At 67.4% G+C, this 13177-nt stretch carries 14 protein-coding genes; 8 read left to right on the plus strand and 6 right to left on the minus strand.

Annotated features, from left to right (window positions below):
- Nucleotides 1–21 precede the first annotated feature (21 nt).
- Nucleotides 22–642 carry a TetR/AcrR family transcriptional regulator gene (locus tag ACQ5BL_RS03170; RefSeq protein ID WP_243805048.1) on the plus strand — a complete coding sequence of 207 codons (621 nt, stop codon included), beginning with the start codon at nucleotides 22–24 and terminating at the stop codon, nucleotides 640–642.
- 78 nt (nucleotides 643–720) lie between these two features.
- On the opposite strand, the gene ACQ5BL_RS03175 is transcribed toward ACQ5BL_RS03170, so the two are convergent.
- The 3 genes from ACQ5BL_RS03175 to ACQ5BL_RS03185 all read right to left on the minus strand — a co-directional run bounded on the left by ACQ5BL_RS03175 (nucleotide 721) and on the right by ACQ5BL_RS03185 (nucleotide 2762).
- Nucleotides 721–1485 carry a CPBP family intramembrane glutamic endopeptidase gene (locus ACQ5BL_RS03175; protein ID WP_207884475.1) on the minus strand — a complete coding sequence of 255 codons (765 nt, stop codon included), beginning with the start codon at nucleotides 1483–1485 and terminating at the stop codon, nucleotides 721–723.
- 100 nt (nucleotides 1486–1585) lie between these two features.
- Nucleotides 1586–1756 carry a DUF2897 family protein gene (locus ACQ5BL_RS03180; RefSeq protein ID WP_243805047.1) on the minus strand — a complete coding sequence of 57 codons (171 nt, stop codon included), beginning with the start codon at nucleotides 1754–1756 and terminating at the stop codon, nucleotides 1586–1588.
- An 82-nt stretch (nucleotides 1757–1838) separates the two neighbouring features.
- Nucleotides 1839–2762 carry a YeeE/YedE thiosulfate transporter family protein gene (locus ACQ5BL_RS03185; RefSeq protein ID WP_243805046.1) on the minus strand — a complete coding sequence of 308 codons (924 nt, stop codon included), beginning with the start codon at nucleotides 2760–2762 and terminating at the stop codon, nucleotides 1839–1841.
- Between the two features lie 296 nt (nucleotides 2763–3058).
- Between ACQ5BL_RS03185 and pyrF the strand changes: the two genes are divergently transcribed.
- Nucleotides 3059–3757: an orotidine-5'-phosphate decarboxylase gene (gene pyrF, locus ACQ5BL_RS03190; protein WP_243805045.1), complete on the plus strand. Its 699-nt coding sequence runs from the start codon at nucleotides 3059–3061 to the stop codon at nucleotides 3755–3757.
- 108 nt (nucleotides 3758–3865) lie between these two features.
- Here the strand turns inward: pyrF and ACQ5BL_RS03195 are convergent, their stop codons facing one another.
- Nucleotides 3866–4312: a multidrug/biocide efflux PACE transporter gene (locus ACQ5BL_RS03195; RefSeq protein WP_243805044.1), complete on the minus strand. Its 447-nt coding sequence runs from the start codon at nucleotides 4310–4312 to the stop codon at nucleotides 3866–3868.
- Between the two features lie 119 nt (nucleotides 4313–4431).
- On the opposite strand from ACQ5BL_RS03195, the gene ACQ5BL_RS03200 reads away from it, so the two are divergent.
- From ACQ5BL_RS03200 to ACQ5BL_RS03225, 6 genes are all read left to right on the plus strand, one after another.
- Nucleotides 4432–5292 (plus strand): LysR family transcriptional regulator, encoded by an 861-nt coding sequence (locus ACQ5BL_RS03200; RefSeq protein WP_243805043.1) that lies wholly within the window; start codon nucleotides 4432–4434, stop codon nucleotides 5290–5292.
- A gap of 118 nt (nucleotides 5293–5410) precedes the next feature.
- Nucleotides 5411–6328 carry an AAA family ATPase gene (locus ACQ5BL_RS03205; protein WP_243805042.1) on the plus strand — a complete coding sequence of 306 codons (918 nt, stop codon included), beginning with the start codon at nucleotides 5411–5413 and terminating at the stop codon, nucleotides 6326–6328.
- A gap of 9 nt (nucleotides 6329–6337) precedes the next feature.
- The gene (locus tag ACQ5BL_RS03210) at nucleotides 6338–7291 is read left to right on the plus strand and encodes a DUF58 domain-containing protein (RefSeq protein ID WP_243805041.1); all 954 of its coding nucleotides are present in this window, start codon (nucleotides 6338–6340) and stop codon (nucleotides 7289–7291) included.
- Nucleotides 7288–9276, plus strand: a complete 1989-nt coding sequence (locus ACQ5BL_RS03215; protein WP_243805040.1) for a transglutaminase TgpA family protein — start codon at nucleotides 7288–7290, stop codon at nucleotides 9274–9276. The genes ACQ5BL_RS03210 and ACQ5BL_RS03215 overlap by 4 nt, the downstream gene beginning before the upstream one ends.
- 75 nt (nucleotides 9277–9351) lie before the next feature.
- Nucleotides 9352–10113: a CHAD domain-containing protein gene (locus tag ACQ5BL_RS03220; protein ID WP_207884484.1), complete on the plus strand. Its 762-nt coding sequence runs from the start codon at nucleotides 9352–9354 to the stop codon at nucleotides 10111–10113.
- Between the two features lie 119 nt (nucleotides 10114–10232).
- Complete coding sequence (locus ACQ5BL_RS03225; RefSeq protein WP_243805039.1) at nucleotides 10233–11033, plus strand: acyl-CoA thioesterase; 801 nt, start codon at nucleotides 10233–10235, stop codon at nucleotides 11031–11033.
- Here ACQ5BL_RS03225 and ACQ5BL_RS03230 read toward each other — a convergent pair.
- Both ACQ5BL_RS03230 and ACQ5BL_RS03235 read right to left on the minus strand, forming a co-directional pair.
- Nucleotides 11030–12601, minus strand: a complete 1572-nt coding sequence (locus tag ACQ5BL_RS03230; protein ID WP_430292872.1) for a diguanylate cyclase — start codon at nucleotides 12599–12601, stop codon at nucleotides 11030–11032. The two genes, ACQ5BL_RS03225 and ACQ5BL_RS03230, sit on opposite strands and share 4 nt — an antisense overlap.
- The gene (locus tag ACQ5BL_RS03235) at nucleotides 12601–13047 is read right to left on the minus strand and encodes an oxidoreductase (protein WP_243805037.1); all 447 of its coding nucleotides are present in this window, start codon (nucleotides 13045–13047) and stop codon (nucleotides 12601–12603) included. Before ACQ5BL_RS03235 ends, ACQ5BL_RS03230 begins: the two co-directional genes overlap by 1 nt.
- Nucleotides 13048–13177: the final 130 nt, after the last annotated feature.

A 13177-nucleotide genomic window follows, 5' to 3' on the forward strand; every position in this document is an offset into this window, starting at 1 on the left:
AGCCGGATGGGGAGAGACAGCGTGGATGACCGCAAAGCCCGCGAAGTGATGCTGGAGCTGATCGGGACCGGGCAGATCACCGACCCGGAGAGCGCCCGTGGCAAGCTGCTGCAGACCGCCGCGCACCTGTTCCGCAGCAAGGGCTACGAGCGCACCACAGTGCGTGACCTGGCCGGCGCGGTGGGTATCCAGTCCGGCAGCATCTTCCATCACTTCAAGAGCAAGGATGAAATCCTCCGCTCGGTGATGGAGGAAACCATCCTCTACAACACCGCCCTGATGCGCGCCGCCCTGGCCGATGCGACGACCCTGCGCGAACGCCTGCTGGCGCTGATCCGCTGCGAACTGCAGTCGATCACCGGCGGCACCGGCGAGGCGATGGCGGTGCTGGTCTACGAATGGCGCTCGCTGTCGGACGAGGGCCAGGCCTATATCCTCAGCCTGCGCGACATCTACGAGCAGATGTGGCTGGAAGTGCTGGAAGAGGCGCGCATGGCGGGCTACAGCCAGGGCGACCCGTTCATCCTGCGGCGCTTCCTCACCGGGGCGCTGTCCTGGTCGATCACCTGGTACCGTCCCGACGGCAGCCTGACGCTGGATGAGCTGGCGGAGCAGGCGCTGTTGCTGGTCATGCGCGAGTAAGGAACATTGTAGGAGCGGGCCATGCCCGCGATCGCGCGCATGGCGCGCTCCTACCATGAGTGAGTTGGTGCAGCGGGCTCAGAGAATCCGCAACGGATAGCTGAACAGCAGCAGGTGCAGGCTGTTCACCGCCGCATGCAGCAGCACCGCCACCAGCAGGCGGCCGCTGAAGTGGAAGGCCAGGCCATAGCCCAGCCCCGCGATGCCCGCGACTACCGCGAACAGTGGATTGATCGGCCAGTGCACCAGACCGAACAGCACGCTCGACACCGCCACCCCGAACAGCGCGCCGAAGCGCCGCACCAGCTCGCTTTGCAGCAGGCCACGGAAGAAGGCTTCCTCGGTGAGCGAGATCACGCAGACGTTGACCAGCATCCACAGCCAGAAGCCCGGCGGCCATTTCGGGTTCCACACCACCAGCCCGCCGGCCACGGCCACCAGCGGTACGGCGAAGAGGGTGGTGACAATGGCGATGGCGGCGAAGTCCGGCGAGCGTTTTTCTGTCGCCACCGGCTCGCGGCGCAACCACCAGGCGAGCAGGGTGATACCGACCAGGGCCTTGTCCCAGGACAGGCGCAGGGCGTAGACAGGAGCGTCAGGGCTGAGCTGGCGCACCGGCCAGAGTGTCCATGAGATGTTGCCGGGCAACAGGTGCGCGGCCAGCGCGACGCTGACCGCCAGGCACACCAGCCACCAGAGCAGGCGTGGCATGAAATGCTCGCCGTAGAGTGTCCATACGACGTAGACGGCACCGATTAGCAACCCCACCGGCTGGACATAACCCAGCGCGAATCCGCAGAGCAACAACACGACGGGCAGCAGCGGCAGGAGCTTCCTGAGCATTCTTTCCTCCATCCAGGAGGCGCAGTCTAGGCAATTTCCACTGTCGCTGGCCATCTTTGACGTCCGTTTTTGGCCGGCCGGTCAGCTACTTGCAGAGGATTTAACGCTTATCGTCGTCGTCCTTGGCGTCCATTTCGGCGTTGCGCTCATGGATGCGGCGCAACTGTTCCTCGGTGAGCGGAAGCTTCTTCGCCGTATCGCGCAGCATCAGCAGCGCCCCGACAATGGAGCCCAGGGCGAGGGCAATGATCAACCAGGCATACCAGGGCATGGTTCCGTCTCCGACAGTGGCTGTAGGTCTTAACGATACGCTGGCGGGGTGGGGTTGTCAGGCGCGGGCCGGTCGCAGATGTCTATTTCATCCACTGCATCAGCCGGAGCGCGAGGACGATGCTCAGGCACATAAAGCCGAAGGCCAGCCAGGCGTTCGGCCAGAGCAGCGGCATGCCGAACAGGATCAGGCTGTCGTTGCCGCCCGGTACCAGCCTGGCGCCGGCGCCCATCAGCAGTCCGCCTGCGAGGCAACGCGCGATGTCGGGCCCGTGCGGCCAGCGCCGTTGCCAATTCCCGGAAAGCCAGCCGCCGAGCAACGCGCCGGCGAACAGGGTCGGCAACAGCAGGCCGCGAATGCCCAGGTGCATGAAGCGGCCATCGGCCAGTTCTTTCAGCAGATCGGTGTAGTTCCATGGGCCAACCGTGACGAAGAGCCCCAGAAAGCACATGGCGATGACCAGGGTCGCCAGGTGCGCGGGCCATGGCGCGCTGCCCAGGCGCCGCGCGCCGTGGACGAGCCAGCTGGCGCGTAGCGCCAGTGGCAGCAGGACCAGTGCCGGCAGGGTCGCTGGAAGGTTCCACAGCCAGCTCGAAAGCGGCATGGGTTGGCTCGCCATCCCCGCCTCCCAACTGCGCAGTAGCAGGCAGCCGCCAAGAAATCCGAGCGGTGTGGCCAGCCAGGCCCATTGTCCGGAACCGAGCCGGGCGAGGGTGCCTAGCACGCAGCCACCGTTGAGGGCCGCGCCCAGGCCGAGGAGAACGCCGCCGGCTACAGCGCTCCAGTGCAGGGGAATGCCCATTGGCACCTGCTGCAGCAGGCCCAGCGAACGCAGGGCCACCAATCCGGCCGTCACCCAGAGCGTGGCCTCCAGCAAGGCGGCGAAGCGGGTCCAGCGGCGCTTGTGCAACACTTCCTCGATGGCGGCGACCAGGCAGGTGCCGCCACGCTGGATGGCGAACCCCATGAGCAGGGCCAGTGTCAGGCTGGCTAGTAGTGTCGGCATGGCGTCGGCGCCTGCGTTGTGCAAAGCCGGTTGTGCCGCCGTCCGAATGCGGCAGGCGGTTTCTGAAGAGTAGATGCCGCGTCTGGCGGTTTGTGACACGCCAATGAAGCTCCGATGAAAATTGAGCTGACCAAAGCCTGTTCGCGCCTGCCCGGCCTGGTGGTCACGCGGCTCCGCGACAACCGGGAACGCCTGGACGCTTGGGCCGGCAGAGCATTCCTGCCGGGCGGGCTACGGAAGTCGGAGTGTTTCTGCGACAATATGCGCCGATTTTTTCGCAACCTCCGAGAGAGCCCATGTCCGCCTGCCAGTCCCCGATCATCGTCGCCCTGGATTTCCCCACCCGCGAAGCCGCGCTGGCGCTGGCTGACCAGCTCGATCCCACGCTGTGCCGGGTGAAGGTGGGCAAGGAGCTGTTCACCAGCTGCGCCGCCGGTATCGTCGAGACGCTGAACAGCCGTGGCTTCGAAGTCTTCCTCGATCTGAAATTCCACGACATCCCCAACACCACGGCGATGGCCGTGCGTGCCGCCGCCGAGATGGGCGTGTGGATGGTCAACGTGCACTGCTCCGGCGGCCTGCGCATGATGAGCGCCTGCCGCGAGACCCTCGAAGCCTTCAACGGCCCGAAACCCTTGCTGATCGGCGTGACCGTGCTGACCAGCATGGAGCGCGAGGACCTGGCCGGTATCGGCCTGGACGTCGAGCCCCAGGAGCAGGTGCTGCGCCTGGCGGCGTTGGCGCAGAAGGCCGGCATGGACGGGCTGGTGTGTTCGGCCCAGGAAGCGCCAGCGCTGAAGGCCGCACACCCGTCGCTGCAACTGGTCACCCCCGGCATCCGCCCGGCTGGCAGCGCCCAGGACGACCAGCGCCGTATCCTCACCCCGCGCCAGGCGCTGGACAATGGCTCCGACTACCTGGTGATCGGTCGCCCGATCAGTCAGGCCGCCGATCCGGGCAAGGCCCTGCGCGATATCGTCGCCAACCTGGCCTGAATCTTTCTCCATGCATGAAAAAGCCCGCATCAATGCGGGCTTTTTCGTTTCTGCGTAATGGCTCTTGTAGGAGCGGGCCATGCCCGCGATCGCGCGCGTGGCGCGCTCCTACAGGTTGGCTTCGGCGATCTGCGCACGGCCGACCCAGCGCTCGCGCACCACGTCGTACACCCAGTTGAAGACGATGGCGTAGGGCAGGAAGAACAGGATCAGGCCGATATCCAGGATGAAGGCTTCCAGCAGGCTCACCGACAGCCACCAGGCGGCCAGCGGCACCAGCAGGAAGATCAGCCCCAGTTCGAACAGCGAGGCGTGCAGCACGCGCACCGGCAGGGTGCGGGTGAAGCCCATGCGCTGCTGGGCGCGGTCGAAGCCGGCGTTGAACAGCATGTTCCACAGGGTGGCGATGGCCGAGAACATCAGGGTCAGGGCGCCCATGTGGCCCAGGGGACGATCCATCAGCCAGGCCAGGATCGGCGCGCAGAGGGCGACCGCCAGCAGTTCGAAAAGCACGGCATGGAACAGCCGTTCTTTCAGGGTTTTGTTCGGGCTCATGGGATTCTCCAGATAACAGTTGCAGGCCGACTCCGTCGGTCCGGCGCCATTATCATCGGTCGACCGGCTGGATCTAAGTTGGATACCATCGGTGAAACCGATGGAAGAGGGCGCCTCCGATGCAATATTCCCCCGAATCCCTGCAAGCCTTCGCCGAGGCCGCCTGCCTCGGCTCCTTCAGCGCCGCCGCGCGCAAGCTGGGCAAGAGCCAGTCCACCGTCAGCGAGGCCATCGCCCGCCTGGAGATCGACCTCGGCCTCGGCCTGTTCGACCGCAGCTCACGCCAGCCGCAACTGACCGAGGCCGGCCACGCGTTGCTCGGACGGGTGGAGGAGGTGCTGATGGCCAACGACCGGCTCGGCCAACTCGCCCAGCAACTCGTCGGCGGGCTGGAGTCGCGGGTGACGCTGGCCATGTCCGATACCTATCCCTCGGCACAGTTCGAGGCCCGGTTGGCGGAGATCGATGCGCGCTATCCGGATCTGGAATTCGAATGGCTGATCGCCGAGCACAGCGATGTGCTCGACCTGGTCGTCCAGGGCCGCGCCAGCCTGGGGCTGCTGGCGGCGCAGCGGGAGTATCCGCCGGACATCGGCTCGGCAACCTTGAACGAACAGGCCGAGTTCGGCCTGTTCGTCAGTCGCGACCATCCGCTGGCAGGCCGCGAGCGGGTGGAGCGGGAGGACTTGCTGGCTTACCGGGCGCTGCGCCTGAACACCTACCTGGATGATGCCGCGCCGATGCTCGGCGGCCGTTGCTGGAGCGCGCCGAACTACCTGCTGTTGCTGGACATGGCCGTGCTGGGCTTCGGCTGGATCGAATTGCCCAGCTGGATGGTGGGGCGCTTCGCCGGGGGGCGTATGCACGAGCTGAAGGTTGCCGGCTGGCCACGCCGGGTGGCGGTGGACGTGATCTGGTCGCGACAGCGCCCGACCGGGCCAGCGGCCAGTTGGCTGGTCGAGCGGCTGCTGGGACGCTAGCGTCAGTGGCAGTGGAATCACGTGCTGCTTCACAGGAATGCGGACGAAATGTGTCCGGACCTATGACGGCTGGCGCGGGGCCAGTAGGATCGGAGTTTTCCTAGAGCGAGAGGTCAGGATGCGCGCCAAGCTGGAGAATTGCCTGAAGGCAGTGGATGACGTTCTGCTCGGCAAGGAGATTCAGGTCCGGCTGGCGCTCACCTGTCTCCTGGCCCGTGGCCATCTGCTCATCGAAGACCTGCCCGGCATGGGCAAGACCACCTTGAGCCATGCTCTCGCGCGGGTGCTGGGCCTGAGCTTCCAGCGCATCCAGTTCACCTCCGACCTGCTGCCCGGCGACGTGCTGGGGACCTCGGTGTTCAACCGCGAGAGCGGGCAGTTCGTCTTCCATCCGGGCCCGATCTTCGCCGAGCTGGTGCTGGCCGACGAGATCAACCGCGCCACGCCGAAGAGCCAGAGCGCGTTGCTCGAAGCGATGGAGGAAGGCCAGGTGACCATCGAGGGCGCGACCCGTCCGCTGCCCGAACCCTTCTTCGTCATCGCCACGCAGAACCCGGTGACCCAGGGTGGCACCTTCGCGCTGCCGGAGTCCCAGCTGGACCGCTTCCTCATGCGCCTGTCGCTGGGCTACCCCGGCCGCGCGGCGGAGAAGGCCTTGCTGCTGGGCGAGGCGCGCCGCGATCTGTTGCCGCGCCTGGAGCCGATGCTCGACCCGAAGGAGTTGCTGGCATTGCAGAGCGAGGTGCTGGAGGTTCGCGCCAGCGATGCGCTGGTGGACTACGTGCTGCGTCTGGTCGAGGCCACCCGCAGCCAGCCGGCGTTCGCCCTCGGCCTGTCGCCGCGCGGCAGCCTGGGGCTGCTCGCCGCCGCGCGTGCCTGGGCGCTGCTCGCCGGCCGTGACTACGCCATCCCCGAGGATGTGCAGGCGGTGCTGCCGTCGGTGGCCGGCCACCGCCTGCGCGACCAGGCCGACCCCACCGGGCACGGCGGCGGCGCGCTGGTGCAGTGGCTGCTGCGCGAAGTGCCGGCGCTCTGAGGGCTGGCCATGCTGGTCAAGGTCAGGCCGCTGTGGCAGAGCTGGATCGCCCGGCGGATTCCGCCGGCGTCATCGTTGCAACTCAACCAGCGGCGCATCTTCATCATTCCCACTCGCCAGGGCGTGGCGTTCGGCGTTGCGCTGCTGCTGATGCTGCTGACGGCGATCAATTACCAGAACAGCCTGGCCTACGGGCTGACCTTCCTGCTGCTGTCGCTGTTCATCGTCGCCATCCTGCACACCTACCGTAACCTGGGCGGACTGCGCCTGACCGCGCTGGGCGCGACGCCGGTATTCGTCGGCGAACAGCTGGGCTTCCGGGTGCGGCTGGACGCGGAAGGGCGTGCGCGCCAGGCCGTCGCCATCGGCTGGACGGCGGAGCAGTTGCACTTCGCCGACGTGCCGGCCGAGGGCGCCGAGGAGCTTCGCCTGGATGTATCGGCGCAGCGGCGCGGCTGGTTGCGGCCGGGCCGCCTGCGGGTGGAAAGCCGCTTCCCGCTCGGCCTGCTGGTGGCCTGGAGCTGGCTCGACCTGGACCAGGCCGGCCTGGTCTACCCGACTCCGCTCGCCAGCGACCTGCCGCTCGAAGGCGGCGCGGCGACAGACGAGGAGGAGGGCGTGAGGCCCAGTGGCCAGGGTGTCGATGACTTCCAGGGGCTGCGCCCGTACCAGCCCGGCGATTCGCGCCGGCGCCTGCACTGGAAGGCCTATTCCCGCGGCCAGGGCCTGTTGGTGAAGGACTTCTCCGCGCTGGCCGGGCGCAATCTGTGGCTGGACTTCACGCTGCTGGGTGGCGATATCGAAGGCCGCCTTTCGCGGCTGTGCTACTGGGTGCTGCAGCTGTCGCTGCGCCAGCAGCCGTTCGGCCTGCGCCTGCCGGGCATGCAATTGACGGTGGCGACCGGCGACGCCCATCGCGAGGCCTGCCTGCGCGCACTCGCCCTGTTCGGGGAGCGCGCATGAGCACGCAGCCCATTCCACGGGTCGCGCTGACCTGGCTGCTGGTGGCCCAGGCGGTGGTGATCATCCCGCACCTGGAGCACCTGCCGCTGTGGATCGTCGGGCTGTGGCTGGGCTGCGCGTTTTGGCGCGTCCAGGTGTTCCGCATGCGCGCCAACTACCCCAGCGGCCTGGCCAAGCTGGCGCTGGTCGGCGCCGCCGGGCTCGGCGTGTGGTTCTCGCGCGGCTCGCTGATCGGCCTGGACGCCGGCGTGGTGCTGCTGATCGCCGCGTTCATCATCAAGCTGGTGGAGCTCAAGACCCGGCGCGATGCCTGGGTGCTGATCCTGCTGGGGTTCTTCGCTGTGGTGACCAGCTACCTGTTCCAGGACGACATCCTCGCCGCCGCCTTCAGCCTGTTGCCGGTGACCGCGCTGCTAGCGGCGCTGATCGGCCTGCAGCAGAGCAACTTCGCCGCCCGTCCCGGCTCGACCCTGCGCCTGGCCGGTGGCCTGCTGTTGCAGGCGCTGCCACTGATGCTCCTGCTGTTCATGCTGTTCCCGCGCCTGGGGCCGCTGTGGTCGCTGCCGATGCCGGGCGGCAAGGCCACCACCGGCCTGAGCGATTCGATGATGCCGGGGGACATGGTGGAACTCAGCCAGTCGCCGGAACTGGCCTTCCGCGTCCGCTTCAAGGGCGAGCCACCGCCGCGCTCGCAGCTGTACTGGCGCGCGTTGACCCTGGAGAGCTTCGATGGCGAGCGCTGGACCCAGGCCTTCCAGCGTCGCGATGCGCCGACGCCGCAGTGGCAGCGCCAGGGGGTGGCACTGGAATATCAGGTAGTCATGGAGCCGAGCGACCATCCGTGGCTGTTCGTGCTCGATGTTGCGGAGAACGGAGCGAGCGACGCCCAGCTTATGAGCGACTTCCGCCTCCAGCGCCGATCCCCGGTACGCCAGAGCCTGCTCTACAACGCCATGTCCTGGCCCGGTGCTCTGCTCGAGCCCAACGACAACCGCCGCGCCCTGCGCCTCAACCTGGGCTTGCCGGCCACTGGCAATCCACGGGCACGGGCCTGGGCCCGCGAGCTGCACGAGCGCTATCCGCAGCCCCGTGAGCTGGCGCAGGCGATGCTCCGGCACTTCCGCGAGCAGCCCTTCGCCTACACGCTCAAGCCGCCCGCGACCGGGCCGGAGCGTATCGACGGCTTCCTCTTCGACACCCGCGCCGGCTTCTGCGAGCACTATGCCGGCGCCATGACCTTCGTCCTGCGCGCGGCGGGGATTCCTGCGCGGGTGGTGACCGGCTACCAGGGCGGCGAGCTGAACCCCGCCGGCAACTACCTGCTGGTGCATCAGTTCGATGCCCATGCCTGGGTGGAGTACTGGCAGGCGGGCAGCGGCTGGACGCGGGTCGACCCCACCGGGGCGGTATCGCCCGAACGCATCGAACTGGGGCTGGAGCAGGCGATGAGCCGCGAGGGCAGTTTCCTCGCCGGCGATCCGTTCTCGCCGCTGCGTTACCGGGGTTTCAGCCTGCTCAATGAGCTGCGCCTGAGCTGGGATCAGATCAACTATGGCTGGCAGCGTTGGGTGCTGGGTTACCAGGGCGAGCAGCAGGGCGAACTGCTCCGCCGCTGGTTCGGCGCGCCGGACAGTCTCTGGCTGGCGCTGTCCACGGTCGGCGGCGGAGCGTTGCTGCTGGCGGCGCTGGCACTGTGGCTGTTCAAGCCCTGGCGGCGGCAGCGAGATATCCAGCTGCGCAGTTTCGAGCGTTTCGAGCAATTGCTCGCACCCCACGGGCTGCGCCGCGAAGCGGGGGAGGGGCAGCGTGATTTCAGCGGTCGCGCCATGCGCGCGCTGCCGGGGCAGGCCGAGACGATCCGTGCCTACAGCGAAGCGTTCGAGGCGCAGTGTTATGCCGGCGCCAGCGCCGACCCCGCGGTGTTGCGCAGGCACCTGGTGCGGCTGCGCAAGGCGTTGCCGTGGCGCTGGCGGCGACAGCCATGAGGCATGACACCGGTCACTTGCTGGCGGCGGTGCGCCAACTAACCTGATAATTCATTCCACCCTGCGGAGCGTGCCGTGTCCTCTTTCAGCGACTACCTGGTGACCCATCTGATCGAGCAGGAGGTCGCGCTGTTCTCCGCCTCTGCCCGTCTGAGCGCCGGTTCCGATCCCGAAGCCCTGCACGATCTGCGCATCGCCGTGCGCCGTCTGCGCAGCCTGCTGCATCCGGTGCGCGGGATGCCGGGCATCGATGAGCTGGAAGAATCGCTGGGTGAAGTGGGACGGCTGAGCGGACCGCTGCGCGATCTGGAAGTGTTGCTGCCGGTGCTGGAGGCCGAAGGTTACGAGCAGGCCGCGGCCCTGCGCCGTCCGGCCCTGCTCTCGGGCTACATCGCGCTGCTCGCCAGCCCGCAATGGGATCGCCTGCTGATGCGTCTCGATGGCTGGCCGCAACTGTGGCGCACAGCGGACCGCCATGGCGTGCTGGGTGGCCTGCACGGCAAGGTGCGCAAACGCCTGGGCAAGGAGTGGCAGAAGCTGCGCCTGGCATTGAAGGACCCCGCGCACGACCGTCATCGCCTGCGCCTGCTGATCAAGCGGGTGCGCTATTCGCTGGAGGCCTATCCGGAGGAGTCGGCGGTGCCACAGCGCCTGCTCGCTCCGCTGAAGGATGCGCAGACGGCCCTGGGCGAGTGGCACGACTATGAGCAGTGGCTGATCCGCAGCGAACGGGAGCTGGATTTGATGCCGTTGCAACCGCACTGGAATGCCCGCCACGATCTCGCCGAGCGCGACGCCGACGAGAGTCTCGATGCGCTGCTGAAGGCGCTCGGCTGACACCATAGAGCGCATTGATGGCGCGCCATTTGTTCCGGAGCGAACAACGCTTTGGATGGTGTGCTCGCGCCGGCTGCCGGCCTAAGATCGCGGCCGAATCCTGGTAATGGAAGCGATCCATGACATTCACCGAAATGCTACAGGCGGTGCGTGCCGCACCGCGCAGCGTGGTCATCCCGACGAGTTGGGCACAGGGGCGGGCGAGCTTCGGCGGACTGGTGGCCGCGGCGGCCTATGAGGCGATGCGTGCTGTGACCCGCGAAGGGCGGCCGGTGCGCTCGTTGGCGATCACCTTCGTGGGGCCGGTCGAGGTGGAAACGCCGGTGAGTTTCGAGGCCGAGGCGCTGCGCGAGGGCAAGTCGGTGAGCCAGGTGTTTTGCCGCGCGGTGCAGGACGGTCAGGTGGTGGCGCTGGTGCAGGGCAGCTTCGGCGAGTCGCGCAGTTCCAGCGTCGAGGTGGAAAATCTGCCGGCGCCGGAGTTCCGCGAGCCCGAGCACTGCCAGGAATTGCCGTTCATTCGCAAGCTGATGCCGGCCTTCACCCAGTACATCGCGATGCGCTGGGCGCGCGGGCACATGCCGTTCTCGTCCAGTCGCGAGGTCGAAATGGGCGGCTGGATGCGTTTTCGCGGTGACGGCAAGGGCGATGCTTCACTGGAGGTGTCGCACCTGCTGGCGCTGATCGACGCCTGGCCACCAGCGACCTTGCCTCACCTGAAGAGCCCGGCGCCGTCCAGCTCGCTGACCTGGACTGTGGAATTCATCCAGCCGCAGCCGGACTTGCCGGTCGATGGCTGGTGCCAGTACCGGGCGACCATCGAACACGCGCGCGACGGCTACGGCCACATCGCCGCGCATTGCTGGGGACCGGACGGCCGCCTGCTGGCGATCAGCCGGCAGACAGCGACCATCTTCGGCTAGCCCGGCGCCTGCTCGGTGCGGTTGCGGCCGCCGGCCTTGGCCCGGTAGAGGGCACGGTCGGCGCGGGCCAGCAGGTCCTCCAGGCGCACTTCGCCGGGCAGGCACTCGGCCACGCCGATGCTCATCGTCAAGCGCAGGCGGCTGTTGTCTTCGGTGCTGAAGGACAGCGCCTGCACGGCATTGCGCAACCGTTCGGCGACTTGCAGTGCCTGCTCTGGAGCGGTTTCCGGGAGGATCGCGGCGAACTCCTCGCCGCCCAGCCGGCCGAGCAGGTCGATCTCGCGCAGGCCCTGGCTCAGTTCGCCGGCCACGGCCTTGAGCACCGCATCGCCGAAGGCGTGGCCGTAGGTGTCGTTGATCCGCTTGAAGTGATCGATGTCGAGCATCAGCGCCGAGCACCGGCGCTGATGGCGCTGGGCGCTCTTGAGCAGGCTGACGCCACGTTTGACGAAGGCATGGCGGTTCTGCAGACCGGTCAGCGGGTCGGTGCTGGCGAGCAGGCGCAGCTCCTGTTCCAGCGTCTTGCGCTGCTGGATGTCGAAGCTCCACACCAGTGAGGCGGCCTGTCCGTCGATATCCAGCCGCCTTGCCCAGACCACCGCCCAGTAAGGGGGATTGCCGGCCAGCCGGGTTTCCCAGCCATTGAGTTGCCCGAACTCGTCCAGTGCGAGGCGGAAGCGACTTTCTTCGTCGGGGTCGTCGAACAGCCGGGCGAGGTTGAAGCGCTCGTCGTCCGTGCCCGTGCGTTGCAGCAGGCCGGGGCTGACGTAGTGGGCGTGGCCGTCATGGTCGTTGAGCAGCGCTACGTCGCTGGGGCTGGTGTCGAGGATGTAGCGCAGCAGCGCCTTGCGTTCGCTCAGCTCCTGGGTGCGTTCTTCCACGCGCCTTTCCAGGGAATGGTTGAGTTCGTTGAGGCGCTGGGTGAGCCGTTGCCGGCGCCGGGAATTGGCAATGACCTGCCGGGTCAACAGCACGCAGCACAGGCCCAGGCCGGCGAGCACCCAGGCGAGCAGGTTGAAGGCGTGTTGCAGATCCTGGCGCTCTTCGTCGAGCTGGTTGGTCAGGGCAATGTGGGTGGCGACGATGAGGTCGTGAGTGGGGCCGAGCAGCGCTGGCAACTGGCGCTGCATCTCCTGCGCGATCGTCCGCGCCGCTGCGGGTTGCCCCCAGGGCGCGCGCCTGGCCCAGTCGGCGCTGAGCCGGTCGAGCTGCCCGAGTGTTTCGCCGACTTCCGGGCGCGGCTCGGCGAGGTGCTGGAAGACCTGGGTCGTGCGCAGCGGCACCAGCAGGCTGACCAGGACTTCGATGCGGGTGGCGAGGGCGTCGCTGTCCGCGCGTCCGTCCAGCAGCGCTTGGGCGGTGTCCAGCGAGCGTTCCAGTTCGGCGCGCACCTGATAGGCCTGCCACAGCTCGCTGTGCGCATCAGGATGCGCCAGTTGCCGGGCGTGCTGGTTGACCAGCAGGAGGGCGGCAAAGGCACCCAGGGTGAGGACTGCGATCAGGCTGCAGAGGACGACGAAAGTCAGGCGGCGCCAGCGACGCCCGGGAGGCTGAGGGGGCAAGGCGATCACTCCAGGGTAATGCGGCTGACCTGCCAGACGGTTCGGTTGAAGTAGACCTGGGTGCGCAGCTCCGGATGCTTCACCAGCGGATAGATGATGAACAGGGGGCCGCGCTCGCTGATGCCGATGTAATGGTCATCGCGGCGATAGGCGAGGATCGGCTGGTAGGTGTCCAGGTCGCTCAGGGGGATCAGCGCGGAGTAGTCGTTCAGGGCATCGACGCGCAGGCGTTTCGATCGGCCGAGCTCGGCGCCATCGAACAGCTGGTTGAGCGGGACGCCTTGCCAGCGGGAAATGCGCTCTTCCGCGGGAAGCATGGCGGCGTAGGTCTGCGGTGGGAGGCGTTGCAGATCCGCCAGGCTCAGGCGCCGGGCGGCCTCGGGGCGGTCGGCAATCGCCAGGGTAAGGACGTTACGCTCGAGGGGCGGGGATGCGGGCGGACTCGCCGCCACCTGGCTGCCAATAAATAGGCAGGCTAAAAAGCCAAAAAAATGACGAACAACCGACATTCCGACCGCTCACGACGTAATTTCGACGATTATAGCGGCGAATACCCCTATGACTTGAATGGCCGAAATGCCG

Origin of the sequence: Pseudomonas sp. B1-22, from assembly GCF_050474425.1 — a bacterium.
Taxonomy (GTDB): Bacteria; Pseudomonadota; Gammaproteobacteria; order Pseudomonadales; family Pseudomonadaceae; genus Pseudomonas.